This window comes from Synechococcus sp. 8F6, from assembly GCF_002252665.1.
GTDB lineage: Bacteria > Cyanobacteriota > Cyanobacteriia > PCC-6307 > Cyanobiaceae > Cyanobium_A.
Window position 1 is genome coordinate 1 of the sequence record NZ_NQKZ01000021.1, and the last position, 22,443, is coordinate 22,443.

General features: G+C 67.1%; 22 protein-coding genes. 7 read left to right on the forward strand and 15 right to left on the reverse strand.

Translation table 11 applies throughout. From position 1 onward, the window contains the following. The first annotated feature begins 308 nt into the window (after positions 1-308). Genes CJZ78_RS11910 through CJZ78_RS14240 form a run of 5 tightly spaced genes read left to right on the forward strand, consistent with a single transcriptional unit; the run spans position 309 to position 3,753 of the window. Positions 309-1,469, forward strand: coding sequence for an aminotransferase class I/II-fold pyridoxal phosphate-dependent enzyme (locus CJZ78_RS11910; RefSeq protein ID WP_094561567.1), 1,161 nt, complete (start codon positions 309-311; stop codon positions 1,467-1,469). Then, positions 1,460-2,143 carry an alpha/beta fold hydrolase gene (locus CJZ78_RS11915; RefSeq protein ID WP_094561543.1) on the forward strand — a complete coding sequence of 228 codons (684 nt, stop codon included), beginning with the start codon at positions 1,460-1,462 and terminating at the stop codon, positions 2,141-2,143. Before CJZ78_RS11910 ends, CJZ78_RS11915 begins: the two co-directional genes overlap by 10 nt. Then, positions 2,140-2,931: a methyltransferase domain-containing protein gene (locus CJZ78_RS11920; protein ID WP_094561544.1), complete on the forward strand. Its 792-nt coding sequence runs from the start codon at positions 2,140-2,142 to the stop codon at positions 2,929-2,931. Before CJZ78_RS11915 ends, CJZ78_RS11920 begins: the two co-directional genes overlap by 4 nt. Beyond that, positions 2,928-3,584 (forward strand): dethiobiotin synthase, encoded by a 657-nt coding sequence (gene bioD, locus CJZ78_RS11925; RefSeq protein WP_094561545.1) that lies wholly within the window; start codon positions 2,928-2,930, stop codon positions 3,582-3,584. The genes CJZ78_RS11920 and bioD overlap by 4 nt, the downstream gene beginning before the upstream one ends. Before the next feature lie 13 nt (positions 3,585-3,597). After that, a complete protein-coding gene (locus CJZ78_RS14240; protein ID WP_198953899.1) occupies positions 3,598-3,753 on the forward strand; it encodes a hypothetical protein in 156 nt (51 codons plus the stop codon). Positions 3,754-3,823: 70 nt separating this feature from the next. On the opposite strand, the gene CJZ78_RS11930 is transcribed toward CJZ78_RS14240, so the two are convergent. Next, positions 3,824-4,090 carry a DUF3143 domain-containing protein gene (locus CJZ78_RS11930; protein ID WP_094561546.1) on the reverse strand — a complete coding sequence of 89 codons (267 nt, stop codon included), beginning with the start codon at positions 4,088-4,090 and terminating at the stop codon, positions 3,824-3,826. Next, the gene (locus CJZ78_RS11935) at positions 4,087-4,599 is read right to left on the reverse strand and encodes a J domain-containing protein (protein WP_094561547.1); all 513 of its coding nucleotides are present in this window, start codon (positions 4,597-4,599) and stop codon (positions 4,087-4,089) included. Before CJZ78_RS11935 ends, CJZ78_RS11930 begins: the two co-directional genes overlap by 4 nt. Positions 4,600-4,694: 95 nt before the next feature. On the opposite strand from CJZ78_RS11935, the gene rsmG reads away from it, so the two are divergent. After that, the gene (rsmG, locus tag CJZ78_RS11940; protein ID WP_094561548.1) at positions 4,695-5,471 is read left to right on the forward strand and encodes a 16S rRNA (guanine(527)-N(7))-methyltransferase RsmG; all 777 of its coding nucleotides are present in this window, start codon (positions 4,695-4,697) and stop codon (positions 5,469-5,471) included. Here rsmG and CJZ78_RS11945 read toward each other — a convergent pair. From CJZ78_RS11945 to CJZ78_RS14705, 6 genes are all read right to left on the reverse strand, one after another. Then, positions 5,449-6,663 (reverse strand): aldo/keto reductase, encoded by a 1,215-nt coding sequence (locus CJZ78_RS11945; RefSeq protein ID WP_094561549.1) that lies wholly within the window; start codon positions 6,661-6,663, stop codon positions 5,449-5,451. The genes rsmG and CJZ78_RS11945 overlap by 23 nt on opposite strands. Further along, entirely contained in the window at positions 6,663-7,028 is a 366-nt protein-coding gene (locus CJZ78_RS11950) for a ferredoxin (protein ID WP_094561550.1), read from the reverse strand. The genes CJZ78_RS11945 and CJZ78_RS11950 overlap by 1 nt, the downstream gene beginning before the upstream one ends. Before the next feature lie 50 nt (positions 7,029-7,078). Continuing rightward, on the reverse strand, positions 7,079-7,468 hold the full coding sequence (locus CJZ78_RS11955; protein WP_094561551.1) for a DUF1257 domain-containing protein: 390 nt from the start codon (positions 7,466-7,468) through the stop codon (positions 7,079-7,081). A gap of 21 nt (positions 7,469-7,489) precedes the next feature. After that, a complete protein-coding gene (locus CJZ78_RS11960; RefSeq protein WP_094561552.1) occupies positions 7,490-7,717 on the reverse strand; it encodes a DUF2997 domain-containing protein in 228 nt (75 codons plus the stop codon). 90 nt (positions 7,718-7,807) lie between these two features. Then, entirely contained in the window at positions 7,808-8,581 is a 774-nt protein-coding gene (locus CJZ78_RS11965) for a HEAT repeat domain-containing protein (RefSeq protein WP_094561568.1), read from the reverse strand. 84 nt (positions 8,582-8,665) lie between these two features. Beyond that, positions 8,666-8,791, reverse strand: coding sequence for a hypothetical protein (locus CJZ78_RS14705; RefSeq protein WP_254931229.1), 126 nt, complete (start codon positions 8,789-8,791; stop codon positions 8,666-8,668). A 69-nt stretch (positions 8,792-8,860) separates the two neighbouring features. Here CJZ78_RS14705 and CJZ78_RS11970 point away from each other — a divergent pair, with 69 nt between their 5' ends. Next, on the forward strand, positions 8,861-10,129 hold the full coding sequence (locus tag CJZ78_RS11970) for an MFS transporter (RefSeq protein WP_198953900.1): 1,269 nt from the start codon (positions 8,861-8,863) through the stop codon (positions 10,127-10,129). Here the strand turns inward: CJZ78_RS11970 and rlmN are convergent, their stop codons facing one another. The 7 genes from rlmN to rpsT form a co-directional block, all read right to left on the reverse strand. Next, on the reverse strand, positions 10,130-11,179 hold the full coding sequence (gene rlmN / locus CJZ78_RS11975; RefSeq protein WP_094561569.1) for a 23S rRNA (adenine(2503)-C(2))-methyltransferase RlmN: 1,050 nt from the start codon (positions 11,177-11,179) through the stop codon (positions 10,130-10,132). A 38-nt stretch (positions 11,180-11,217) separates the two neighbouring features. Beyond that, entirely contained in the window at positions 11,218-11,391 is a 174-nt protein-coding gene (locus CJZ78_RS11980) for a chlorophyll a/b-binding protein (RefSeq protein WP_094561570.1), read from the reverse strand. 5 nt (positions 11,392-11,396) lie between these two features. Then, positions 11,397-15,512, reverse strand: coding sequence for a DNA-directed RNA polymerase subunit beta' (locus tag CJZ78_RS11985; RefSeq protein WP_094561554.1), 4,116 nt, complete (start codon positions 15,510-15,512; stop codon positions 11,397-11,399). Between the two features lie 71 nt (positions 15,513-15,583). Further along, positions 15,584-17,488, reverse strand: coding sequence for a DNA-directed RNA polymerase subunit gamma (locus CJZ78_RS11990; protein WP_094561555.1), 1,905 nt, complete (start codon positions 17,486-17,488; stop codon positions 15,584-15,586). 80 nt (positions 17,489-17,568) lie between these two features. Continuing rightward, positions 17,569-20,859 (reverse strand): DNA-directed RNA polymerase subunit beta, encoded by a 3,291-nt coding sequence (rpoB, locus tag CJZ78_RS11995; protein WP_094561556.1) that lies wholly within the window; start codon positions 20,857-20,859, stop codon positions 17,569-17,571. Between the two features lie 209 nt (positions 20,860-21,068). Then, a complete protein-coding gene (locus tag CJZ78_RS12000; RefSeq protein WP_094561557.1) occupies positions 21,069-21,908 on the reverse strand; it encodes a TatD family hydrolase in 840 nt (279 codons plus the stop codon). 96 nt (positions 21,909-22,004) lie between these two features. Then, positions 22,005-22,313: a 30S ribosomal protein S20 gene (gene rpsT, locus CJZ78_RS12005; protein WP_094561558.1), complete on the reverse strand. Its 309-nt coding sequence runs from the start codon at positions 22,311-22,313 to the stop codon at positions 22,005-22,007. Between the last annotated feature and the right edge of the window lie 130 nt (positions 22,314-22,443).

Genomic DNA, 22,443 nt, shown 5'->3' on the forward strand with positions numbered 1-22,443 from the left:
GGGGGGGGGGGGGGGGGGGGGGGGGGGGGGGGGGGGGGGGGGGGGGGGGGGGGGGGGGGGGGTGGGGGGGGTGGAGGCGATTTGGGTTTGTGAAACAGAACGTTCAACAGGTCGCAAAGCCCTCAGAGATGAGCTTCCCGGGGAAGGCACACCAGGACCTTGGGCACGGGCACGTTCAAACCGTTAGTGCCCGCCCTGTCCTAGGCGCGATCTAGCGTTTGGACACTGCGGTCGGATCATTGGGATCAAGGCCATTGGGATGGAGCGCATCAGAGAGCAGCGACCCGTCCGCCCACTGGCGGCAGGAGCTGCAGCGCCAGCTCGCGGACCTTCCCGAGCAGCGCCGGCGCGCCCTGCGCAGCTTTGAACCCGCTGACGCCGCAGCCCTCCGAACCAGCGCCGCAGCCCCCCTGCTCGATCTGGCCAGCAACGACTACCTCGGACTGAGCCGCCACCCCGCCCTGGTGGCCGCGGCCCAGGCCGCCGCCGCGGGGGAGGGCGTGGGCGCCGGCGCCTCAAGGCTGGTGAGCGGCAGCCGGCCGGCCCATGCCGCACTGGAAGCGGCCCTGGCGCGTTGGCTGGGCCGCGAGCGGGCGCTGCTGTTCCCCAGCGGCTTCCAGGCCAACCTGGCGGCCGTGGCCGCTCTGGTCGATCGCCACAGCCTGGTGCTGGCCGATCGGCTCATTCACCAGTCCCTGCTCACGGGGGTGCGGGCCAGCGGCGCCGGGCTGCAGCGCTTTGCCCACAACAACCTGGCCGATCTGGATCGTCGGCTCCAGGCCGCCCGACGGGAACGCCCCAACCAACGGCTGCTGGTGCTGAGCGAAAGCCTGTTCTCGATGGAGGGCTCCAGTCCAGATGTAGCGGCCCTGGCGGCCCTGTGCGCTGGCCACGGCGCCGCGCTGCTGCTCGATGAAGCCCATGCCCTCGGGGTGCTCGGCCCCGGCGGACGGGGGCTGGGCTATGGCCTCAATGGGGAGGGGGGGCAGCCGGAGATCGCCCTGATCAGCGGCACCTTCGGCAAAGCCTTCGGCAGCGGCGGGGCGTTTCTGGCTGGCGACACCCTGGTGATGGAGTGGCTGCTGCAGTTCAGCGGACCCTTCCGCTACACCACCGCCCTGGCTCCGCCCCTGGCCGCCGGCGCCCTGGCCGCCCTGCACCAGATCCAGGCCGAGCCCCACGGCCCGGCGCTGCTGCAACGAGCCGAGCGCTGGCGCACCGCCCTGGAGGCCGCGGGCTGGCCGCGTCCCCCCGGGGTGGGGCCGATCCTGCCGCTGCTGGTAGGCGACGACCGCGCCGCCCTGGCCCTGCAACACCGGCTGGAGGCCGCCGGACTGTTGAGCGTGGCGATCCGCCCGCCCACCGTGCCGGAGGGCACGGCGCGCTTGCGGTTGGTGCTGCGTCACGACCTGCCAGCCGGCACATTGGGGCGGTTGCTGGCCGCCCTGGGAGACCCACCATGCAGGTGATCGCCATGCACGGCTGGGCCGGCGATGCCCAGGGCTGGGAACCGTTCCAGGCCGCCTGGCAGCAGCGCAGCTGGGGCTGGCAGTGCGGCGAACGGGGCTTCGGACAGCAGCCCCCCAAGGCTGTGGCCTGGCAGCAGGGAGCTGGGCCGCGGGTGCTGATCGCCCACTCGCTCGGCCCCCATCTGGTGCCGCCCGCCGTGCTGGAGCAAGCCGACGCGGTGGTGCTGCTAGCCAGCTTCGGCCGCTTCGTGCCCGAGGGTCCCGCCGGCCGCCGGCTGCGCGCCGCGGTGGCGGCCATGGCCGAGCAGCTGGCCTCCGCCCAGGCCGGCGCCATGCTGGAGAGCTTTTTGGAGCGGGCGGCAGCCCCCCAGCCGGTCAACCTGCTGCCGCCTGGCATCACCGCGGCCCCCCTGACCGAAGCCGGTCGGCAACGGTTGGCGCAAGACCTGGCCCTGTTGGCCGCCACCGCCGGCCTGCCCCCGGCGTTTCCGGCCCGCGCCCGGGTGTTGATCGTGGAGGGGGGCGCCGATCAGATCGTGGTGCCCGAGGCGCGCGCGCTGCTGCGCGACGCCCTGCCTACCGCCGACCGGCTCAGCCTGGCCGGGGTGGGGCACTGCCTGCTGAGCCCGGCGTTGATGCCCCTGGTATGCAGATGGATCGAGGCTCTGGCATGAACCCAGCTGCCGCCCCCAATCCAACCTTCAGCCACCAGGTGAGTGCCCGCTTCGCGCGGCAGGCCCACCACTACACCCAGCAGGCCCGGCTGCAGCAGGGGGTGGCCTGGCGCCTGGCCCACCTCTGCCGAGCGCTGCCCCTGCCCGACGGTCCACGGGCCGACCTGGGCGCCGGCAGTGGACTGGTGGGGCAGGCCCTGCGCCACCAGGGCGACCACCAACCCCTGCTGCAGCTGGATCTCTGCCCCGCGCTGCTAAGCCACAACCCCCTGGCGGCCCCCAGCAACCAACTGGTGTGGGACCTCAACCAGCCCCTGCCCGAGCAGCTGCAGCACGCCGCCCTGCTCACCTCCAGCTTTGCCCTGCAGTGGCTCGACGATCCCGCCCGCCATCTGCGGCACTGGTGCGGCCAGTTGCAACCCGGTGGCTGGCTGGCAGTGGCCGTGCCCACGAGCGGCAGCTTCCCCCAGTGGCACCGCGCCGCCGCCGCTGCCGGCGTGCCCTGCACGGCCCTGGATCTGCCCAATGCCGAAGCGCTGCTGGCCGCCAGCGCCCAAGGGGGGCTGCGCCTGCGCCACTGCCACCGGCTGCAGTTCAGCCGCGGCTACGGCAGCAGCCTGGGCTTCCTGCAGCAGCTGAAAACCCTCGGAGCGGGCACCAGCCGCTCGGGCCGCCTGAGCCCAGCCCAACTGCGCCGGCTGCTCGACTGCTGGCCCAGCGACGGCCAAGTCAGCTGGGAGGTGTTGCTGCTGCTGGGCCAACGCCCCAACCAAGCCCCCAGCCCATGAACCACCGCCACCCCCAGCTGGTGATCTGCGGCACCGACACTGACGTGGGCAAAACGGTGGTGAGCGCCCTGGTGGTGCAGGGCCTGGGCGCTCACTACTGGAAGCCCGTACAGAGCGGCCTCGAGGGGGGCGGCGACAGCGGTCGGCTGCAGGCCCTGCTGCAGCTACCGGCCGAACGGCTGCTGCGGGAGGCCTACCGACTGCAGACGCCGGTGTCGCCCCATTGGGCCGCCGAGCAGGAGGGCCTCACGATCGACCCGGCCCGACTGGCCCTGCCGGTGGTGAATGCCCCGTTGGTGGTGGAGACCGCTGGCGGGCTGCTGGTGCCGCTGCGCCGCGACTGGCTGCAGATCGAGCAGCTGGCCGCCTGGGGGCTGCCGGTGCTGCTGGTGGCCCGCAGCGGCCTGGGCACCCTCAACCACACCCTGCTGTCGGTGGAAGCCCTGCGCCGCCGCGGCATTCCGCTTCTGGGCCTGGTGCTCAACGGGCCGCTCCACCCCGACAACCCCCGCACCCTGGCCGCCCTGGCCCAGACGCCCGTGCTGGCCCAGTTGCCACCGCTGGAGCCCCTCACCGCCGGGGAGCTGGCCCGCCAATGGCAGATCCAACGGCTGGGCGATACTTTCATCAAGGCTTTGGCCACCCACCGATAAGCATGCAACCCGGATGACCAAACAACACTGGCTGGTGAGTGGCGTGCTGGTGCTGTTGTGCGGTGGTGTGTTGGTGCTGTTCACCGACGTGGAGGATTCGCTGGTGCGCTGGGTCAATTGCGGACCCGTGTCCACGGCCAGCGAGCGCCGCAGTGACATCTGCCGCTGAGCTCTGGCGCTGACCTCTATCACCGAGCCTGGGCCTGCCCCCTGAACGGATCAGAGAAAGCGCTGGACCCCTAAGGACCGGCCAGGATCACCGCTTCGGCATCCGCCCGCGACAGGCCGTAGGGAAAGTGGCGCACCGACACTTCGCCGTCGCGGTGCCAGCTCACCTTGAGTTCCTCCACCTCCAGTTCCACCAGGGCGCTCCAATCGGGACGATGCAGGTCCCAGAGGCAGGAGTTGGCCCGCTGGCGCCGGGCACCCAGCTGCTCCAGCCAGAGCTCCAGGGCCGGGAGCGGATGGTGATACAGCGGGGTCTGGGGGCTGGGCAACTCGGTCATGGCGCCAACCCTGTCATGGCGCCGGTGGCATTGGCGGCCTGCGCCTGCGTCCACCAACTGGGCCACTGCACCAGCTCGGCACCGCGCATCCAGGCCACACCCACCCCAAGCACCAGGCTCAGCACCAGGGCAAACCCCAGCAGCAGCAGGGCTAACCACTCCCCGCCGGAGAGATCCCGACGCACCGAGGTCGGCCGAGGGACATCCCCCGCCAGCGACGGCGGGGATGGCGGCAACGGTGCTGGGGAGGGATGGAGCTGGGCGTCGTAACGCTGGCGCAACACAGGATCACTGAGCACCGCATAGGCCTGTTGCAGGCGCTGAAAGGCAGCGGCCGCTTCGCCTGCCGGCAAAACGGTGGTGTCGGGGTGATACCGCTTGCTCAACCCGCGGAAGGCCTGGCGCAGCTCCTGGCGCGAGGCCGTCTCCGGCACCTGCAGCAGCGCGTAGTGGCTGGGCCGGGAGCTGGATGGCGAGCTGGGTGGTGGGCTGGAAGAGGAGCTGGCCAAGGAGACGGCAGCGGCAAGGGAAGCGGGACTGCGAGATCCGGCGGGGAGATCCGTTCTGCGGGATCCTAGAGATCACAACCCCACTGCCAGGCTGGATGGCCCCCACCCTCACCGGCAACGCCCTCTGGCAAGAACTCGGCTGGCAGCCCAGCTCCGGCCAGGAGCAGCTGCTGGCCGAGCTGCAGGAGCAGCTGCGCCAGTGGAACCGCAAGCTCAACCTGACCCGGCTGGTGGAAGGCGACGACTTCTGGATCGCCCAGGTGTTCGACAGCCTCTGGCCCCTGGTGCCCCTGCTGCAGACGGAGGCCGCCCAGGCGCCCCTCCGGTTGATCGATGTGGGCACCGGCGGCGGCTTCCCCGGCCTGGCGGTGGCGATCGCCTTTCCCCAGGCCCAGCTGACCCTGGTGGATTCAGTGGGCCGCAAGGTGGAGGCCGTGCAGGCCATGGCCGACACCCTGGGGCTGGGCGAACGGGTGCAGCTGCGCTGCGAGCGGATTGAACGCACAGGGCGGCAGAAGGCCTGCCGCGGCCAATTCGACTGGGCCCTGGCCCGGGCTGTGGCCAGTGCGCCGGTGGTGGCCGAATACCTGGTGCCACTGCTGCACCCCAACGGCCTGGCGCTGCTGTATCGCGGCCAGTGGTCGCCGGCGGATCAGCGCGAGCTCGACGCCGCCCTGGCCCCCCTGAAGGCCCGCACCGACCAGTGCCTGAATCGGGAACTCCCCCACGGCCGGGGCATTCGCCACGCGCTGCTGGTGAAGCCCCTAGCCCCTTGTCCCCCCGCCTACCCCCGAGCGGTCGGAGTCCCGGCCAAGCAACCGCTGGGAGCCGCAGCCACAACGGCAGCCGTCACGAGCCCATCAGCCGGGTGACGGTCTGGCCGCCCAGGCGGCTGCGCAGGCCCCGCAGGATCGCGGGGATCTGATCGACCCAAGGGCTGCGGGCGAGAGCGGCCCGCAGCTCCGCCTCGCTCACCGCGTCGTCGAGAAGGTCGGCATTGCGGCCGGGAAACCAGTGGCCGCCCTGGCCGAGCAACCCGTAGCGGGCCCGGGCAAAGCCCTCGAGATCCCAGGCCTCGAGGAGGTTGTGCAGCCAGAGCAACACTTGCACGTTGATCTGCCCCGGCACCTCAGACCACTCCGGCAAGCCCTTCTCCCAGCTGGCCAGCCAGGCCGGATCAAGGGCGTCCCGGCGGGCCTGCTCCAGGCGCTCGAGCACCGGGGGCACCAGGGCACTGGCCTGGTCCAGCTGCGCCACTGCCTCGATGTGCAGGTCGAGATCTTCAGGACGGGCTGCTCCGACGCTGAGAGTATGGACCGCCGGCACCCCTGCAGAACCCAATTCAGACAGGCAGAACAGATCGTTGAAGGTGATCGGGTGCAGCGGCGCGCACAGGGCGCTCAGGCGAGCGGAGGGCGTATGCAGATGGCCGCCCTTGTCGGTGGGGCTGATCACAAACACCCCCATGTCGTGGGCCTGGGCCAGCGCGATGGCAGGGCGGTTGTCCTGGCGGATGAAATACCAGTGGAGGTTGATGTAGTCGAAGGCGTCGCTGGCGATCGCCTCGCAGATCAGGGGCAGGGGAGCGTGGGTGGAGAAGCCCACATGGCCGATCCGGCCCTCGGCCTGCCAGCGCCGCAGCACCTCGCGGCAACCGGCGGGCCGCAGGCTCTGCTCGAGGTGCTCCGGTTGATTGAGGCCGTGGAGCGTCACCAGATCCACCCACGCCACCCCGAGGCGCTCAAAGCTGGTGCGCAGCTCGGCCTCAAAGGCCTCCGGCTCCGGGTGGGGCGGCACCTTGGTCTGCAGGATGCGCAGGGGATCGGGCACCTGGTCGAGCAGCCAGCCCAGCTGCCGCTCCGAAGTGCCGTAGTGACGGGCCGTCTCGATGTGGTGGAAGCCCGCCGGCACCGCCTTCTCCAGGATGGTGCGCAGGTTGGCCTGACTCGCCGCGGTGATCTGATCGGGCGGCAGGTCGGTCCAGCTCTGCTGAAAGCGCATGCAGCCCAGGGAGAGCATCGGCATGGCCAGCTCGGTGCGGCCGAACCGCCGGGTGGGAAGCATCAGGACGACTCCCGCCGCGGCAGGGTGCGCTTGGGACGCGCTGGAGAGGGGACCCCCAGGGGCAGGATCTCCTGATCCGCCAGCTGTTGTTGCAGCCTAGGCAGCTGCTCGTAGGCCACCCAATGAATGCAATCGACGGGACAGGTGTCGATAGCCTCCTGGATCAGCTCGGTGGTGTCACCGTCCTGGCGGATGGCGCGGGAGCGCCCCCAATCGGGCTCCACCACAAACGTATTGGTGGCCACATGGGCGCAGTAGCGACAGCCGATGCAGACCGCCTCATCGACCCACACCGCTTTCTGGCGCAGGGAGCCTCCGAGCAGAGGCTCCAGGCCGGTGCGCTGCGCCTCGGCCCCTGGGGGCATCACTGTGAAAGCCAGTGCTGGATCCACCCTGCCGGAGGAGCTCACAACAGCTAGGCCCAGCGGGTCACCACCAGCTCAATAGTGCCGTCCTGTTGCTGGATCTGCTCACTCACCTGGAAGCCCTCCTCGGCGCTGGCCGCCAGGATGGTGCGCAGGGCATAGCGCTGGTTGAGCTGGGCGATGAAGCGCTCGACCGGCACCGGCTGCTTCCACAGATCCAGGTCTGTTACGAGCTCATAGCTCCCGGTTTCCGGGTCGAAACGAAACCCGATGTCGGCGCCGTTGGGCTGGGCCACTGCCAGTTGGGCCTCCAGCGTCTGGCCGCGGTAGCCGCGCACCGGCAAGGCGCCCTCGCGAGGGTCGAGGCCCAGATCCCGGAGCGCCTCCAGCAGGGCCTGGCGATCGCGGAGCTCGGTCTTGATCGTGCTGAAGTGCGACATCGGTTCAGGAGCAGCGACGGTTTACAGGGAAGTGGGATTGGCCAGGGATTGCCCCAGGGGCTGGACCTCGCCTTGAACCTGGTCGTGGGACTGGAAGGCCGCGGCCGTGCGCTCACGCTGTTGTACAGCCCCGAGCCGGGCCTCGATCCGCTCGGTGAGCTGCTCGCAACCCAACCCCCGCACCCCTTCCACCAACTCTTCAACGCGGCCATCGGGCCGGATCCGAAAACGGATGGTGTACTGATCCATCCCAGGCCTGGACAGGTTTATACATGTTAGCCGCGATTTCTGATGGCTGGGCGAGAGGCTGGGCCCGGGGACGCGTCAGCTTCGTCAGCGTCAGCTGAGCAGGCCCTCATCCACCAGCGTCTGCAGGCGTTCGAGCACCTCGGGTTGCTCCAGCTGCTCGAGGGCCAGCCGCGCCTCATCGCGCACGCTCGGCTCCGCGTCGTGAAGCATGGCGTGCAACAGCGATTCCACCACCACCTGCTGGCGGGGCTGCACCAGGTCGCCATAGAGGCGACCCAGGGCCCAGGCGCTGTTGCTGCGCACGGCCGGCTCGCTATCGATGCGCAAGCTCAGCAGCAACTGGGCCGCCGCCGGATCGGCCTTCGCCGCTCCGGTGGAGCCCGCCTCCGCCAGAGAGCTCGCAGCCCAGAGGCGCACGGCGGCGATATCCACCTGGAGCGAGCGGATCAGGGGATTGAGCACCGGCGCATCCGGGTAGTTGCCCAGGCTCCAGGCCACCGCCTTGCGCACATAGCCGTTGTCGTCGGAGCCCAGCAGGGCCAGCAGCGGCTCCACCGCCAGGGGGCTGGGGTTGCGGCCCAGGGCATACACCGCACTCATCCGCAGGATCGGGCAGCTCACCGCCAATAGGGGCAACAGCAGCGGCAGGGCCCGCGGATCGCGGTGCTCACAAAAGATGCGCAACCCCTGCATGCACTGCTCGTGGGTGCTGCCGCCAGCCTCAGCGCGCAACAACACCAAACCCTGGTCGCATTCAGCGGCCACGTCGCTGGCCGTTGGATCGCTGGTCTCCAGGTCGTCGAGGGGATCGCCGAGCAGCTCCTCCGCCAATTCCTGGGCCAGCACCTCAGGGTCGAGGTGCAGCTGCTGGGGACTGTCGCCGAAGGGCCCTGACGGATGGTCAGGCTGGGGCTGATCGGGCTGCAGGGAAAGGCTCACGACGGGGACTCAGCCGATCGGGGCGGGGGCAGCCATGTCGCCGGGCAACCAGATCCGAGCACTCACGGCAAAGAGCGCCAATCCGAACAGCACCACGATGGCGGCCGGCAGCAGGGTGGAGCGAAAAAATTGCACAGCCTTGGGGGTGAGCGAGCGCCTGGACCCATCATCGCCCCTAGTGTTCGCCGAACTGCCCCCCGCTTGATGGCCCCGTCCTCCGGCACCTGGCGGCGCCTCACCGCGGTGGCGGCCGAAGGGGTGGCCAGCGGCACGCCCTACATGGTGGGCACCAAGCTCCTGCAGGGCTGGCTCACCGCCTCCGGCGTGCCGCTCGGGCTGATCGGCCTGTTGGCCTACGCCGAACTGCCCTACACCTTGAAGATGTTTTGGGCGCCGGCCCTGGATCGCTGGCCGATCCCCTGGCCCGACCGGCGGCGGGGCTGGCTGCTGCTGCTGCAGCTGCTGCTGGTGCTGGTGATCGCTGCCATGGCCCTGCTGCGGCCCAGCCAGGATCCCGCCAGCCTGACGGCCATCGGCCTGATGGCCCTGCTGCTGGCCCTGGTGAGCGCCACCCAGGACATCGTGGTGGATGCGTACCGCACCGACCTGCTGCCCGAACGGGAGCGGGGTGGCGGCGCCGCCGCCACCAACCTCGGCTACCGCGGCGCCATGCTCGCCATCGGCGCCGGGGGCTTCATCCTGGCCGGCCGCAGCGGCTGGCCCCTGGCCTTCCTTGGCTCGGCGGTGCTGATGCTGCTGGTGGTGCCCTTCACCCTGACGGCCCCGAAACTGCCGCCGATCCAGCACCAGGTGTCCAGCCTGCGCCAGGCGGTGGCAGGGCCGGCCTGGGAGTTCCTGCACCGCACCGGCCCTGGCCGAGCCTTGATGTTGCTGGCCCTGGTGCTGCTCTACCGCTGGCCCGATGGCCTGCTCAACGTGATGGCCGTGCCCTTCCTGATCCAGCAGGGATTCCCGCCGGAGGTGGTGGGCTCGGTGCTGGCCGGCTGGGGCATCGGCGCCACCATCGTCGGCACGATCCTCGGCGGCATCCTGTTCGCCAGGTTGGGCATGAACCGATCGCTTTGGGTGTTTGCCCTGGTGGGGGCGGCGGGAAACTTGTCCTACTGGGGCCTGGCGAGCTTCAAGGGCGGCATGCCGGCCCTGCTGATGGCGGTGGGGCTGGAAAACCTGGGCGGCGGGCTGGTGGGCGCTGCGTTCGTGGCCCTGCTGATGAGCCTCTGCAACCCCCGCTTCTCCGCCACCCAGTACGCCCTGCTCTCTGGGGTCTACGCCCTGAGCCGCTCGGTGCTCTCTGGCCAAGCTGGTTTTGTGGCCGAAGGTGTGGGCTGGAGCAGTTTCTTCCTGCTCACCGTGGCCTCCTCCCTGCCGGCCTTCCTGCTGATGGCCTGGCTCACCCCCTGGAACGGCGACGGGGCCAAGGGGGCCTTCGATCCCGCCAAAGACCCCACCTGATCAAGCCGGCTGCAGGCTCCCCTCAAGCCGCCGGCGCAGCTGGCCGCAGGCGGCGTCGGCATCGAGACCCCGACTGGCGCGCACGCTCACGGCCACATGACGCTGCTGCAGGGCCTGGCGAAAGGCCTCCACCGCGCCGGGAGCCGGCCGCTGGAATTCCTCCTCGGCGATCGGGTTGTAGGGAATCAAATTGACATGGCTCTGGAAGCCCCGCAGCAGCTGGGCCAGGGCGACGGCATGGCGGGGCTGGTCGTTGAGCCCGCCCAGCAGGATGTATTCAAAACTCACCCGCCGGCCGGTGATGGCCACATAGCGGCGACAGTCGTCCAGCAAGGCCTCGAGCGGATAGGCATGGGCTGTGGGGATCAGCTCTTCGCGCAGCCGCTGATCCGGCGCATGCAGGCTCACCGCCAGGGTGAACTGGGCGCGGCCCAGGCGCTCCAGGGCCCGCTCGGCCAGGGTGGGCAGGGTTTTCGGCACCCCCACGGTGCTCACCGTGATCTGGCGCTGGGCCATGCCCAGGTCGGTGCAGAGGCAATGGATCGCATCCAGCACCGCCTCGCTGTTGAGCAGGGGCTCGCCCATGCCCATGAACACCACGTGGCTAGGGCGCGCATCCATCACCTCGCGCACGCTGAGCACCTGGTCGACGATCTCGTGCACCGCCAGAGAGCGCTGAAGGCCGCCCTTGCCCGTGGCGCAGAAGCGGCAGGCCATCGGGCAGCCCACCTGACTGCTCACGCAAACCGTGAGCCGTCCCTCGGCGGGGATGCCAACGGTTTCGATGCTGAGGCCGTCGGCCGTGCCCAGCAACAGCTTGGTGGTGCCATCGCGGGCCACGCTGCGGTGCAGCTCCCGGGAGCGGCCGATCCAATCGAAGGCCCCAGAAGGGGGTTGGGCCGCGAGGTGCTCGCGAAAGGCTTTGGGCAACACAGTCACCCCCTCGAGGCTGCGAACCCCCTTGGCGTAGAGCCAGTCGTGCAGTTGACGGCCGCGGAAAGCGGCCTGGCCGTGGGCGGTAGCCCAGTGCTCCAGCGCCGGCAGGCCCATCCCCAACAGGGGCAAGGCAGGCGCAGCCGGCTCGGTGCTCAAGGCCAGATCAGCAGCCCGTGCCCCAGCTTCCATTCCACGGCCACCAGGGCAATAAAGCCCAGCATGGCCAGGCGGCCATTGAGCAGCTCGGTGTGGGTGTGGAAGCCGAAGCGGGGCAGCCGGCGCTGGGGCACCGGCGTGTTCAGGCTGGTGCGCAGGGAATTAGCCATGGTGATCACTCATCGGTGAGCAGTCCCTCTTCCTGAAGACCCTCGAGAGCTGCAGGATCGGCGATCAGCTCCTCCTCCAGGGCGTCATCCAGGTTGGGGCGGGTGAACGCCGCCAGCCCGCTGGCACTGGCCTCGATGCCATGGCGGCTGCGGGTGGCCTCCAGATCCGCATCGGAGGGATCGTCAAGCACTGCCATCGACGCGGCCGGAGCCGGCATCTCGACGGTGTAGTCGGGACGCAGGTTCTGCATGCGGCGATAGCCCATGGCATCTTCCTCGAGGATGTCGGGATGGGGGCCGGCCTCAGCCCGCAGCTCCTCTTCGAAGCCGCTGAAGCCGGTACCAGCTGGGATCAGACGACCGATGATCACGTTCTCTTTGAGGCCACGCAGCCAGTCGCTCTTGCCCTCGATGGCAGCTTCGGTGAGCACCCGGGTGGTCTCCTGGAAGGAGGCCGCCGAGATGAAGCTGTCGGTGTTGAGCGAGGCCTTGGTGATGCCCAGCAGCACCGGCGTGAATTCGGCGGGAGCCCCACCGGTGATCGCCATGGCGCTGTTTACTTGCTCCACCTGACGCAGCTCGATCAGCTCACCGGGCAGCAGGGTGGTGTCCCCGGCGTCCTCAATGCGCACCTTGCTGGTCATCTGGCGCACGATCACCTCGATGTGCTTGTCGCTAATCGAGACGCCCTGGCTCTTGTAGACGTTCTGCACCTCGGTCACCATCCGGAACTGCAGCTTGGAGATCGCCTCCTGGGCCGCTTCCATTGTGGGCTTGCGGCTGCGCAGGTCTTCGAAGAAGCACTCCAGCAGCTCGTGGGGGTTGATCGGGCCGTCGGTCAGCGACTCACCGGCGCTCACCTGCTGGCCATCGCTCACCATCACGTTGCGGCCCAGCAGGATCGGGTACTCGGTGATGGCGTCGTCATGCTCAATCACCGAGACGGTAATGGAGTCGTCGTCTTCGCCCTGCTTGATCTGCACGGTGCCACTCTTGCGGCAGAGGATCGTCGATTCCCGCGGACGGCGGGCTTCGAGCAGTTCCTCAATCCGGGGCAGACCCTGCACGATGTCACCGGTCTTCTGGCGCTCAAACACGAGCAGGGCCAGGCCATCACCCCGCTGCACCAGCTCGCCGTCGCGCACGTGCAGCACCGAGTCGGGCGACACCATGTAGGGGCGGCCCAGGCGGATGGTGAGGGTGCTGCCGTTGATGGCCTCCACCTGCCCGCAGCAGGGGGCTTCGACACCCTCGGCCAGCCGGTCACCATCCACAATCCGCTGGTCGAGGCCGACCTCAGGCTTGGCCGAACCCAGTTCGATGGTGCGGGTGTCGCCGTCGCGCTCCACGATCAGGCGGCGGATCGGTTCGCCATCGACCAGATCGGGCAGCTGCACCACCCCATCTTCTTTGCAGAGGATCTGGGTGGTGGCCACCACATCTCCACGCTTCACCGCGATTCCATCTTCCACCTGAAGATCGGTGTGGGTTGAACCATGGCTCGCATCGGAGAGGGTGTCGCGCCGCACAAGCAGGGTTTCCAGGATGGTGAGCTGCAGGCGCTCAATCGTCTTGGCCCGCTTGTCGGACACGGCCTCCACATCCACCGTCATCTGGGGGGTGGTGTCGATGGTTTCCAGGATCAGTTGCGTGCGCAGCAGCTCAACGCCATCCACGCTCTTGATCAGCTCGCCATCCTTGAAGGCCAGACGCTGGGTGGCCTTGAGGTTCAGCGAGGGGCCGCCGGACTGCTTCACCGTGCCCAGCTCAGGCAGGTGGGCTGCATCGGGGATGGCGTACTCCTCCACCGGGCGCAACAGCAGCGCGCCGCCATCCGGTGTATCGACCGCCTCGACGAACACCATGGCCTCGGTCTTGAGCCCCTTGGTGATCTCTTCGCCCGGAGTCGCCATCTTGCCATCGGCATATTTGGCGAGGGTCTTGCTATCGGACACCAGATGCAAGGTGCCGGAGCGCACAATGATTTCCCTCAGAATGTCGTTCTTCTGGGTCACCGTGACGATGCCGGCGGTTTGGCTAAAGATGTCCTTCACCACCTCGGTGCCGGCTTCAATCCACTGACCGTCCTCGATCATCAACAGGGAGATGTCCTTGTTGATCTCGTGGGTTTCCTGGGGGATCCACAGCAGGGTGCCGCCCTTGCTCACCTCGTAGCCGTTCTTGGCGCTGCGGGCTTTCTTGATCGCTAGGCCGGGCGCAAATTTGACGGTGCCACCGGTTTGGGTGCGGAAACGGTCGTCGGCCAGCTCAGCGATTACTTCGCCATTGGCGATCTTGCTGCCGGGGGCCGTGTTGAGGCGGTAGCGGATGTTGTCCTTACCCTCCAGGTGCCAGATCTCACCGGAGTGGGTGGATTCGCCCACCAACTTGCAGTCCTTGAGGGTGAGGCTGGCGGTAACGATCTGCACTTCGCGGGAGTCGCCGGCGCTCTCCCGCAGGCGCACGGCACCGCCGTATTCGCTCACCAGGCGGCTTTCCGCCAACATCTCACCGGTGGTGACGGCCTTGTTGCCCTCTACCACGGGCAAGGCATTGGGGGGCAGGTTGTAGACATCGCCGCTGAACACCCACATCCGGCCCAGGCGCTGGGCCTTGAGGGTGATGTTGCCCTGGCGGTCGGTGACCTCCTTGGGCTGAATCGCGTCCTCATAGCGCACCTGTCCAGCCAGGTCGCAGATCACATCCTTGGTGGCCTTCTCAACGCTCTTCTTGACCGTCACACCAGCCGCAATCTGGGCCAGGATCGTGTCACCGGGAACGGTGTCGCCGTCGGCCACAAACAGGATCGAGCCGTTGACGATGTCGAGCTTCTGGATCTTGCCCTTGCCGGTGGGTTTAACGGTGAGGGTGAAATCGGTTTCTGCGAGCTGGGCCTCCACGCCGTGGGGGGTCCGGAAGGGGCGCACCCGGGCCTTGGGACCGAATTCAACTGTGCCATCCACCAGGGAGCGCACCACACCGGTTTCAGCCGTGGACACACCACCGGTGTGGAAGGTCCGCATGGTGAGCTGGGTTCCAGGCTCACCGATCGACTGGGCGGCGACGATGCCGACAGCCTCGCCCAGATCCACCAACTGGTTGTGGGCCAGGGCCCAGCCGTAGCACTTGCGGCACACCGAACGGGAGGCTTCACAGGTGAGCGGGGAGCGCACCTTTACGGTTTTCACGCCACCGGCTTCGATCCGCCGCGACAGGGGGGCGTCGATCTCGCCATCGCGCTCCACCAGGGTTTCGCCGTCTTCAGCCACCACCGGCTCGGCCGCTAGACGGCCGATCAGCTTGCTGCCGAATTTGCCCTTTTCATCGGCGTCGATCGGGATGCTGCGGGTGGTGCCGCAGTCGTCCTCGCGCACGATCACGTCCTGAGCCACGTCCACCAGACGCCGGGTGAGGTAGCCCGAGTCGGCGGTGCGCAGAGCCGTGTCGACGAGGCCCTTGCGAGCGCCGTAGGAGGAGATCACGTATTCCGTGACGGTGAGGCCCTCACGGAAGTTGGTGCGGATCGGCAAGTCGATGATTTCCCCTTGCGGGTTGGCCATCAGGCCGCGCATGCCCACCAGCTGGCGCACCTGGGACATGTTGCCCCGGGCGCCGGAGTTGGCCATCATCCACACCGAGTTAAGTGGATCGTTCTCGTTGAAATTGCGGCGCACGGCCGCCACGAGACGTTCGTTCGTTTCGGTCCAGGTGTCGATCACCTTGGTGTGGCGCTCCACCTCGGTGATCTCGCCGAGGCGGTAGCGCTCTTCGGTTTCGGTGATCTGCTCTTCGGCTTCTGCCAGCAAAGCCGCCTTATCACCAGGGATGCGCAGGTCGTCGACGGAGATCGACACGGCCGCCTGGGTGGCGTAGTGGAAACCCAGGTCCTTCAGCTCATCGGCCATCGAGGCCGTGGCGGCAGTGCCGTGGTGCTTGTACGCCCAGGCCACGAGGTTGCGCAGGGCCTTCTTGTCGATCACGCGATTGCGGAACGGCGGCGCCTGCTTGCTGAGGGCTTTGCTGGCGGCTACCGCAGCAATGGCGGCAGATTCCAGCGCAGCAGCCTCGGCGGCCTTTTTGGCGCTCTTCTTGGTGGTTTTCTTGGCGGGGGTGGCGGTCATGGCTGCGCGCGGAGGAAAGACGAAAGGAGAAACGAAAAACGGGAACCCAGACCCTGGATTCGCAACGGCCGTCAGGTCGCAGCCACGGCGTCGATGATCGTGTGGTTGATCACCACGCGGCCCACCGTGGTGAGCAGATAACGGCTGATCAGCGCTCCGTCTTCATCGAAACGGTCGCGGCGGTACAGCCACTGCTCGATGCGGGTGCCATCGCTGAGGGTCTCTTCCTTCTGGGGCTGCTTGTCTTCGTCGTCGCTCTCAACCTCGCCGCTGAAGCGCACCCACACCCAATCGTGCAGCGACAGGTGCTTTTCTTCAAAGGCATCGATGACGTCATCGAGGCTGGCGAAGGTTTTGGCGCGATCGCCAAACTCGGGCTTCACCGAGCCGGGCTGCTCCGCCGTGAGGTAGTAGGCGCCGAGCACCATGTCCTGGGACGGAGTGATGATCGGCTCACCGGTAGCGGGCGACAGGATGTTGTTGCTGGCCAGCATCAACATGCGGGCTTCGGTCTGCGCCTCAATGGCCAGGGGCACGTGCACAGCCATCTGGTCACCGTCGAAGTCGGCGTTGAAGGCGGGGCACACCAGCGGGTGCAGCTGAATGGCGCGGCCATCGACCAGCTTCGGCTCAAAGGCCTGGATGCCGAGGCGGTGCAGGGTCGGAGCGCGGTTGAGCAGAATCGGATGCCCTTCGATCACCTCCTGTAACACCTGCATCACCTCATCATCGGCGCGCTGGATCAACTTCTTGGCGGCCTTGATGTTGTTGACGATGTTCTGGCGGATCAGGCGATGGATCACGAACGGCTGGAACAGCTCGATCGCCATCTCCTTGGGCAGACCGCACTGGTGCATCTTCAGCTTCGGACCCACCACGATCACGGACCGACCCGAGTAATCGACCCGCTTGCCGAGCAGGTTCTGACGGAAGCGACCCTGCTTGCCTTCAATGATGTCGCTGAGTGACTTCAGCGCCCGATTATTCGCACCCACCACGGTGCGACCGCGGCGACCGTTGTCGATCAAGGCGTCGACAGCCTCCTGCAGCATCCGCTTCTCGTTGCGGACGATGATTTCTGGAGCCAGGATCTCTTGCAGCCGCGCCAGGCGGTTGTTCCGGTTGATGACGCGGCGGTAGAGATCGTTGAGGTCGGAAGTGGCGAAGCGACCGCCGTCGAGCTGCACCATCGGGCGGAGATCCGGGGGGATCACCGGGATCACATCCAGCACCATCCATTCGGGCCGGGCCCCGGTGGCGATGAAGTTGTCGATCACGCGCAGGCGCTTGATCAGCTTGGCCCGCTTCTGGCCTTTGCTGGCCGCGATGTCCTCCCGCAGCTGCTCAGCGGTTTCGTTGAGCTCGAGATCTTCCAACAGTTGCTTCAGCGCTTCGGCACCGATGCCCACCATGGGCTCATTCTCGATCTCCGAATCCTCGGCGTAGATCTGATCTTCAATCTCCAGCCACTCATCTTCGGTGAGCAGCTGCTTGTAGGTGAGGTCCTTGTGGTCGCCCGGATCGAGCACCACATAGCAGTTGAAATAGACGATCTGCTCGACATCGCGCAGGGGCATATCCAGCAGGATCGCCACGTAGCTGGGAATGCCCTTGAGATACCAAACGTGGGACACGGGTGCCGCCAGCTTGATGAAGCCCATGCGGTGGCGCCGCACCCGGCTCTCGGTCACCTCCACACCGCAGCGCTCACACACGATGCCGCGGTGACGCACCCGTTTGTATTTGCCGCAGTGGCATTCCCAATCCTTGGACGGGCCAAAGATCTTCTCGCAGAACAGCCCGTCCATCTCGGGCTTCAGCGTGCGGTAGTTGATGGTTTCGGGCTTGGTGACTTCACCCACCACCTGACCATTGGGCAGCGTGCGCTGCCCCCACTGCATGATCCGCTCAGGCGACGCCAAGGTGATCTTGACGTAGTCGAAGTGGTTTTCGGTGCGGAGGTTGCTGTTGGACATCGGCTTGGAGCTCGCGGAGATCGAGAGAGGAAGGAGTGGCACGGCAACGCCCAGAGGAGCGGTCCGCGATCAATCAGCGATCAGTCGTCGTCATAGTCCGCGACGCCGAGGGATTCGTAGGTGGGCCGGCTGGGGGTGCTGCGGCGGGGGTTGACGTCCTGCATCAGATCCACTTCTTCGCCGGCATCGGTGTACACGGCGATATCGAGACCAAGCGACTGCAGCTCGCGCATCAGCACCTTGAACGACTCGGGAGTGCCGGGGCGGGGAATCGGCTTGCCCTTGACGATGGCGTTGAGCGCCTCGTTGCGGCCCTGCATGTCGTCGGACTTGACGGTGAGCAGTTCCTGCAGGGTGTAGGCGGCGCCGTAGGCCTCGAGGGCCCACACCTCCATCTCACCCAGGCGCTGGCCGCCCTGCTGGGCCTTACCGCCCAGGGGCTGCTGGGTCACCAGCGAGTAGGGGCCGGTGGAGCGGGCGTGGATCTTGTCGTCCACCAGGTGCACCAGCTTAAGGATGTGGGCATAACCCACGGTCACCGGCTGGTCGAACGGTTCGCCGCTGCGGCCATCGATCAGCTGGATTTTGCCAGGGTTTTCCGGGTCGTAGACCCAATCCTTGCCAGGCAGCTTGGCCGCCTCTTCCAGGTAGGCCTGCACCGTCTGCTTGCTCTTCTCGGCACCGTGCATCTCGTCAAAGGGCACCACCTTGACGCGGCAGTCGAGGTGCGATGAGGCCCAGCCCATCAGGCACTCGAACACCTGGCCCACGTTCATGCGGCTCGGCACACCCAGGGGGTTGAGCACGATGTCGATCGGGGTGCCATCGGGCAGGTAGGGCATGTCCTGCTGGGGCAGGATCCGGCTGATGATGCCCTTGTTGCCGTGGCGGCCGGCCATCTTGTCGCCCACCTGGATCTTGCGGCGCTGGGCCACATAGACCCGCACCACCATGTTCGCGCCCGGAGGCAGCTCGTCGCCCTGCTCGCGGGTGTAGATGCGCACGTCCACCACGCGACCCCGCTCGGTGCTGGGAACCCGCAGGGAGTTGTCGCGCACATCGCGGGCTTTCTCACCGAAGATTGCGCGCAGCAGCTTCTCTTCGGGGGGCTGGTCGGATTCACCCTTGGGGGTCACCTTGCCCACCAGGATGTCGCCGCTTTCGACATAGGCGCCGATGCGGATGATGCCCATCTCGTCGAGATGACCCAGGCTCTCCTCGGCCACGTTCGGGATTTCCCGGGTGATTTCCTCGGGTCCAAGCTTGGTCTGACGGGCCTCGATCTCGTACTTCTCGATGTGCACCGAGGTGTAGAGGTCGTCGTGCACCAGCCGATCGCTGAGCAGGATGGCGTCCTCGTAGTTGTAGCCCTCCCAGGGCATGTAGGCGATCAGCACGTTCTGGCCAAGGGCGATCTCGCCGCCCTCGCAGGCCGAGCCATCCGCCAGCACCTGGCCGGCAATCACCGTGTCGCCCTGGCGGACGATCGGGCGCTGGTTCAGGCAGGTGTCCTGGTTGGAGCGCTGGTACTTCTGCAGGTGGTGCACATGGTCGGTGCCCTGGTCATCGCGGATGACGATGGCGGTGGCATCCACAAAGGTGACCGTGCCGTTGACCCGGGTGATCGGCACCATGCCGGAGTCGCGGGCGACCTGGGTTTCCAGGCCCGTGCCCACCAGGGGACGCTCGGGGCGGAGCAGGGGCACCGCCTGACGTTGCATGTTGGAGCCCATCAGGGCCCGGTTGGCGTCGTCGTGCTCCAGGAAGGGGATCAGGGAGGTGGCCACCGAAATCACCTGCACCGGTGAAAGCTGCACGTAGTCCACCTGCTCGGGCGGCACCTTCTCAAAGTCCTGGCGATAGCGCACCGGCACCAGCTCGGCGGTGATTCGGCCGTCCGCGTCGGTCGGCACGTCACCGGGGGCGACGCGGCACTCGTCCTCCAGGTCGGCGGAGAGGTAGATGGGATCGCCACTCTTGTGGACGATGCCGTTCTCCACCTTCCAGAACGGGGTTTCGATGAAGCCGTACTCATTCACCCGGGCGTGGGTGGCCAGCGAACCGATCAGACCGGCGTTCGGACCTTCCGGCGTTTCGATCGGGCAGATGCGGCCGTAATGGGAGGGGTGGATGTCGCGCACGGCAAAGCCGGCCCGCTCGCGGGTCAGACCGCCTGGGCCGAGGGCACTGATGCGGCGCTTGTGGGTGAGCTCCGCCAGGGGGTTGGTCTGATCCATGAACTGGCTCAGCTGGCTGGAGCCGAAGAACTCCTTGATCGCCGCCACCAGGGGCTTGGGGTTCACCAGCTGGGCGGGGGTAAGGCTCTCGGTCTCACCAACCGTCATCCGCTCCTTGATGATCCGCTCGAGGCGATTCAGGCCGACGCGCACCTGGTTCTGCAGCAGCTCGCCGACGGAGCGGACGCGGCGATTGCCGAGGTGGTCGATGTCATCGAGGCAGGCACCGCCCACATCGAGCTCAAGGTTGATCAGGTAGTCGATCGTGCTCAGCACGTCCTCAGGGGTGAGGGTGCGCACCGCATCGGGAATGGTGAGGCGCAGCTTTTTGTTGATCTTGTAGCGGCCCACCCGACCCAGGTCGTAGCGCTTGGGGTCGAAGAAGCGGCTGTGCAGCAGGGTCTGGCCGCCGCTGACGGAGGGGGGCTCACCGGGACGCAGCTTCTTGTAGAGCTCCAGCAGGGCCTGGTCTTCCGAGGAAATGCCCTCGTCGTTGGCCGCCTCGATCGACTTCTGGTAGTACTCGGGGTGCCGCAGCTTGTCGAGCACATCGTTGTCCGACAGACCAATGGCCCGCATCAGCACGTGGGCGTTGATCTTGCGGGTCTTGTCGACGCGAACGTGCAGCAGGTCGTTCTTGTCAGTCTCGAACTTCAGCCAGGCACCGCGATTGGGGATCAGGCTAGCGTTGAAGGTCTTGCGGCCGTTCTTGTCCTGCTCGTCCTTGAAGTAGACGCCGGGCGAGCGGACGATCTGGTTGACGATCACGCGCTCGGCGCCATTGATGATGAACGTGCCGCGTTCGGTCATCAGCGGCAGTTCGCCGATGAACACCTCCTGCTCCTTGATTTCGCCGGTCTCCTTGTTGACCAGGCGGCAGGTGACATACATCTGGGACGCGAAGGTCGCGTCACGGCGCTTGGCCTCTTCCACATCGTGGCGGGGGCGCTTCAGGCGGTACTCGCTACCGATGAAGTGCAGCTCAAGCTTGCCGGTGTAGTCGGTGATCGGCGAAAAGCTCTCGAGCTCTTCGATCAACCCCTTCTCCAGGAACCATTTGAAGCTGGCGCGCTGCACCTCCACCAAATCGGGCAGGTAAGTAACGGTCTTAGCGACCTGGATCGCGCTGCTCATGCGGTGAACCTGCAGGAACGGGTGGGAAAGGACTGGCCGGTGGGGCACCCCATGGCGGGCGCTGCAGTCTTGACGGCCCGCAGCCGCCCACACAAACAGCCGCCCCCCGAGCGGGGAACGGCTGCCCGAGGGGGCTTGCTCAACGGGATTGCTTCAAGACTGCAGACGTCGACAACAAGGAGCGCTTCCGCTTCCAGGCCAATGAAATATCATACATTATGAAGCGGCAGGCGGAACAGCTCGGCCGCATTGGAAGTGCTGGTATTGGCGACTTGCGTGAGGGTTTCCCCACGCAGCTCGGCCACCCGCGCCGCCACCGACGCCACGAACGCCGGCTCATTGCGTTTGCCCCGCCGGGGGACCGGCGCCAGAAAGGGGCAGTCGGTTTCCACCAGGTAGCGATCCGCGGGCACCTGCCGGGCACAGGCATGGGTGGCCTCCGCTTTGGGAAACGTGACGGTGCCGCTGAAGCTGATGTAAAAACCCAGCTCCAGAAACCCCTCCATTTCCTTGGGGTTGCCCCCCCAGCAATGCATCACGCCGCGGGGGCAAGCACCGCGCGCAGCCCGCTGGCGCAGCAGGGCCAACATCGGTTCGGCCGCATCGCGGCAGTGCACGATCACCGGCAGATCCAGCTCCACCGCCAGATCCAGCTGGGGCTCCAGCATGGCGAGCTGCTGCTCGAGGTTGTGGTCACGAAACAGATCGAGGCCCAGCTCACCAATGGCCACCACGCGGGAATCGGCCTGGGCGGCCTGGCGCAGCACGCCAGCGGTGTCGTCGCGCCAGTGCTCGGTATCGAGGGGATGGACTCCCACGGAATAGCGCAGCTCGGGAAAGCGATCGGCCAGGGCCCGGATCGCTGGAATCTCCGAAGGCTCCACGCAGGCATGAACCAGAGCCTGCACGCCGGCATCCCGCCAGCGCTGGGCCACCTCCTCGAGGTCCTCGTCGAAATTGCGGAACACGATGTGACAGTGGCTGTCGACCAGCGCCGCTGGAGTCACGGCTGTGGCTGGGCTCAGAGCTGTGGCTGGGCTCAGAGCCATGGCACAACAAAATCCTGGGAATGGCAACCAGTGTGGCCATTCCCAGGATCTGCTGCCTCGGTGGGCACCGGAGGCTCAAGGTGTCGAGGCAGGAGCTCAGGCCTTGGCGGCCACCGCCGGCTCGATCACTTTTTTCACGGCCGCGCTGAGGCGCGACTTCTGGTTAGCACCGGTGTTGCTGTGCAGCACACCCACCTTCACGGCCTTATCAATCTTGCTGAAAGCGGCGTTCATGCTGGTCTGAACGGCCGTTTTGGCGGTTTCGCCAGGCTCCTGGCTGTAGGCGGTGCAGGCGGTGAAGCAGCGCTTCATCAAGGTGCGCAGGGCCGACTTGTAGTTGCGGTTGCGGAGGCGATTGCGCTCGGCAACTTCAATGCGCTTCTTCGACGACTTGTTATTAGCCACAGGCGGACGGACGCTGGATCGGCAAACGCGGATCCTACCGCCAGGCTGCCCAGCAACCCCCAAAACCTTGCCAAGGCAGTGCCGCACTAGCTTGTCGACGTGTTGCCGCCAGTCCTGACCCGTGGTCGCG

Coding starts and splice junctions, on each gene's coding strand:
- CJZ78_RS12000 (WP_094561557.1), bottom strand. CDS start 21,908: ATGGCTCTGAGCCCAGCCACAGCTCTGAGCCCAGCCACAGCCGTGACT.
- CJZ78_RS11920 (WP_094561544.1), top strand. CDS start 2,140: ATGAACCCAGCTGCCGCCCCCAATCCAACCTTCAGCCACCAGGTGAGT.
- CJZ78_RS11950 (WP_094561550.1), bottom strand. CDS start 7,028: ATGCCCCCAGGGGCCGAGGCGCAGCGCACCGGCCTGGAGCCTCTGCTC.
- CJZ78_RS11930 (WP_094561546.1), bottom strand. CDS start 4,090: ATGACCGAGTTGCCCAGCCCCCAGACCCCGCTGTATCACCATCCGCTC.
- CJZ78_RS11960 (WP_094561552.1), bottom strand. CDS start 7,717: ATGGATCAGTACACCATCCGTTTTCGGATCCGGCCCGATGGCCGCGTT.
- CJZ78_RS11980 (WP_094561570.1), bottom strand. CDS start 11,391: ATGGCTAATTCCCTGCGCACCAGCCTGAACACGCCGGTGCCCCAGCGC.
- CJZ78_RS14240 (WP_198953899.1), top strand. CDS start 3,598: ATGACCAAACAACACTGGCTGGTGAGTGGCGTGCTGGTGCTGTTGTGC.
- CJZ78_RS11990 (WP_094561555.1), bottom strand. CDS start 17,488: ATGTCCAACAGCAACCTCCGCACCGAAAACCACTTCGACTACGTCAAG.
- CJZ78_RS11915 (WP_094561543.1), top strand. CDS start 1,460: ATGCAGGTGATCGCCATGCACGGCTGGGCCGGCGATGCCCAGGGCTGG.
- CJZ78_RS11985 (WP_094561554.1), bottom strand. CDS start 15,512: ATGACCGCCACCCCCGCCAAGAAAACCACCAAGAAGAGCGCCAAAAAG.
- rlmN (WP_094561569.1), bottom strand. CDS start 11,179: ATGGGCCTGCCGGCGCTGGAGCACTGGGCTACCGCCCACGGCCAGGCC.
- CJZ78_RS11955 (WP_094561551.1), bottom strand. CDS start 7,468: ATGTCGCACTTCAGCACGATCAAGACCGAGCTCCGCGATCGCCAGGCC.
- bioD (WP_094561545.1), top strand. CDS start 2,928: ATGAACCACCGCCACCCCCAGCTGGTGATCTGCGGCACCGACACTGAC.
- rpoB (WP_094561556.1), bottom strand. CDS start 20,859: ATGAGCAGCGCGATCCAGGTCGCTAAGACCGTTACTTACCTGCCCGAT.
- CJZ78_RS11945 (WP_094561549.1), bottom strand. CDS start 6,663: ATGCTTCCCACCCGGCGGTTCGGCCGCACCGAGCTGGCCATGCCGATG.
- CJZ78_RS11970 (WP_198953900.1), top strand. CDS start 8,861: ATGGCCCCGTCCTCCGGCACCTGGCGGCGCCTCACCGCGGTGGCGGCC.
- rsmG (WP_094561548.1), top strand. CDS start 4,695: ATGGCCCCCACCCTCACCGGCAACGCCCTCTGGCAAGAACTCGGCTGG.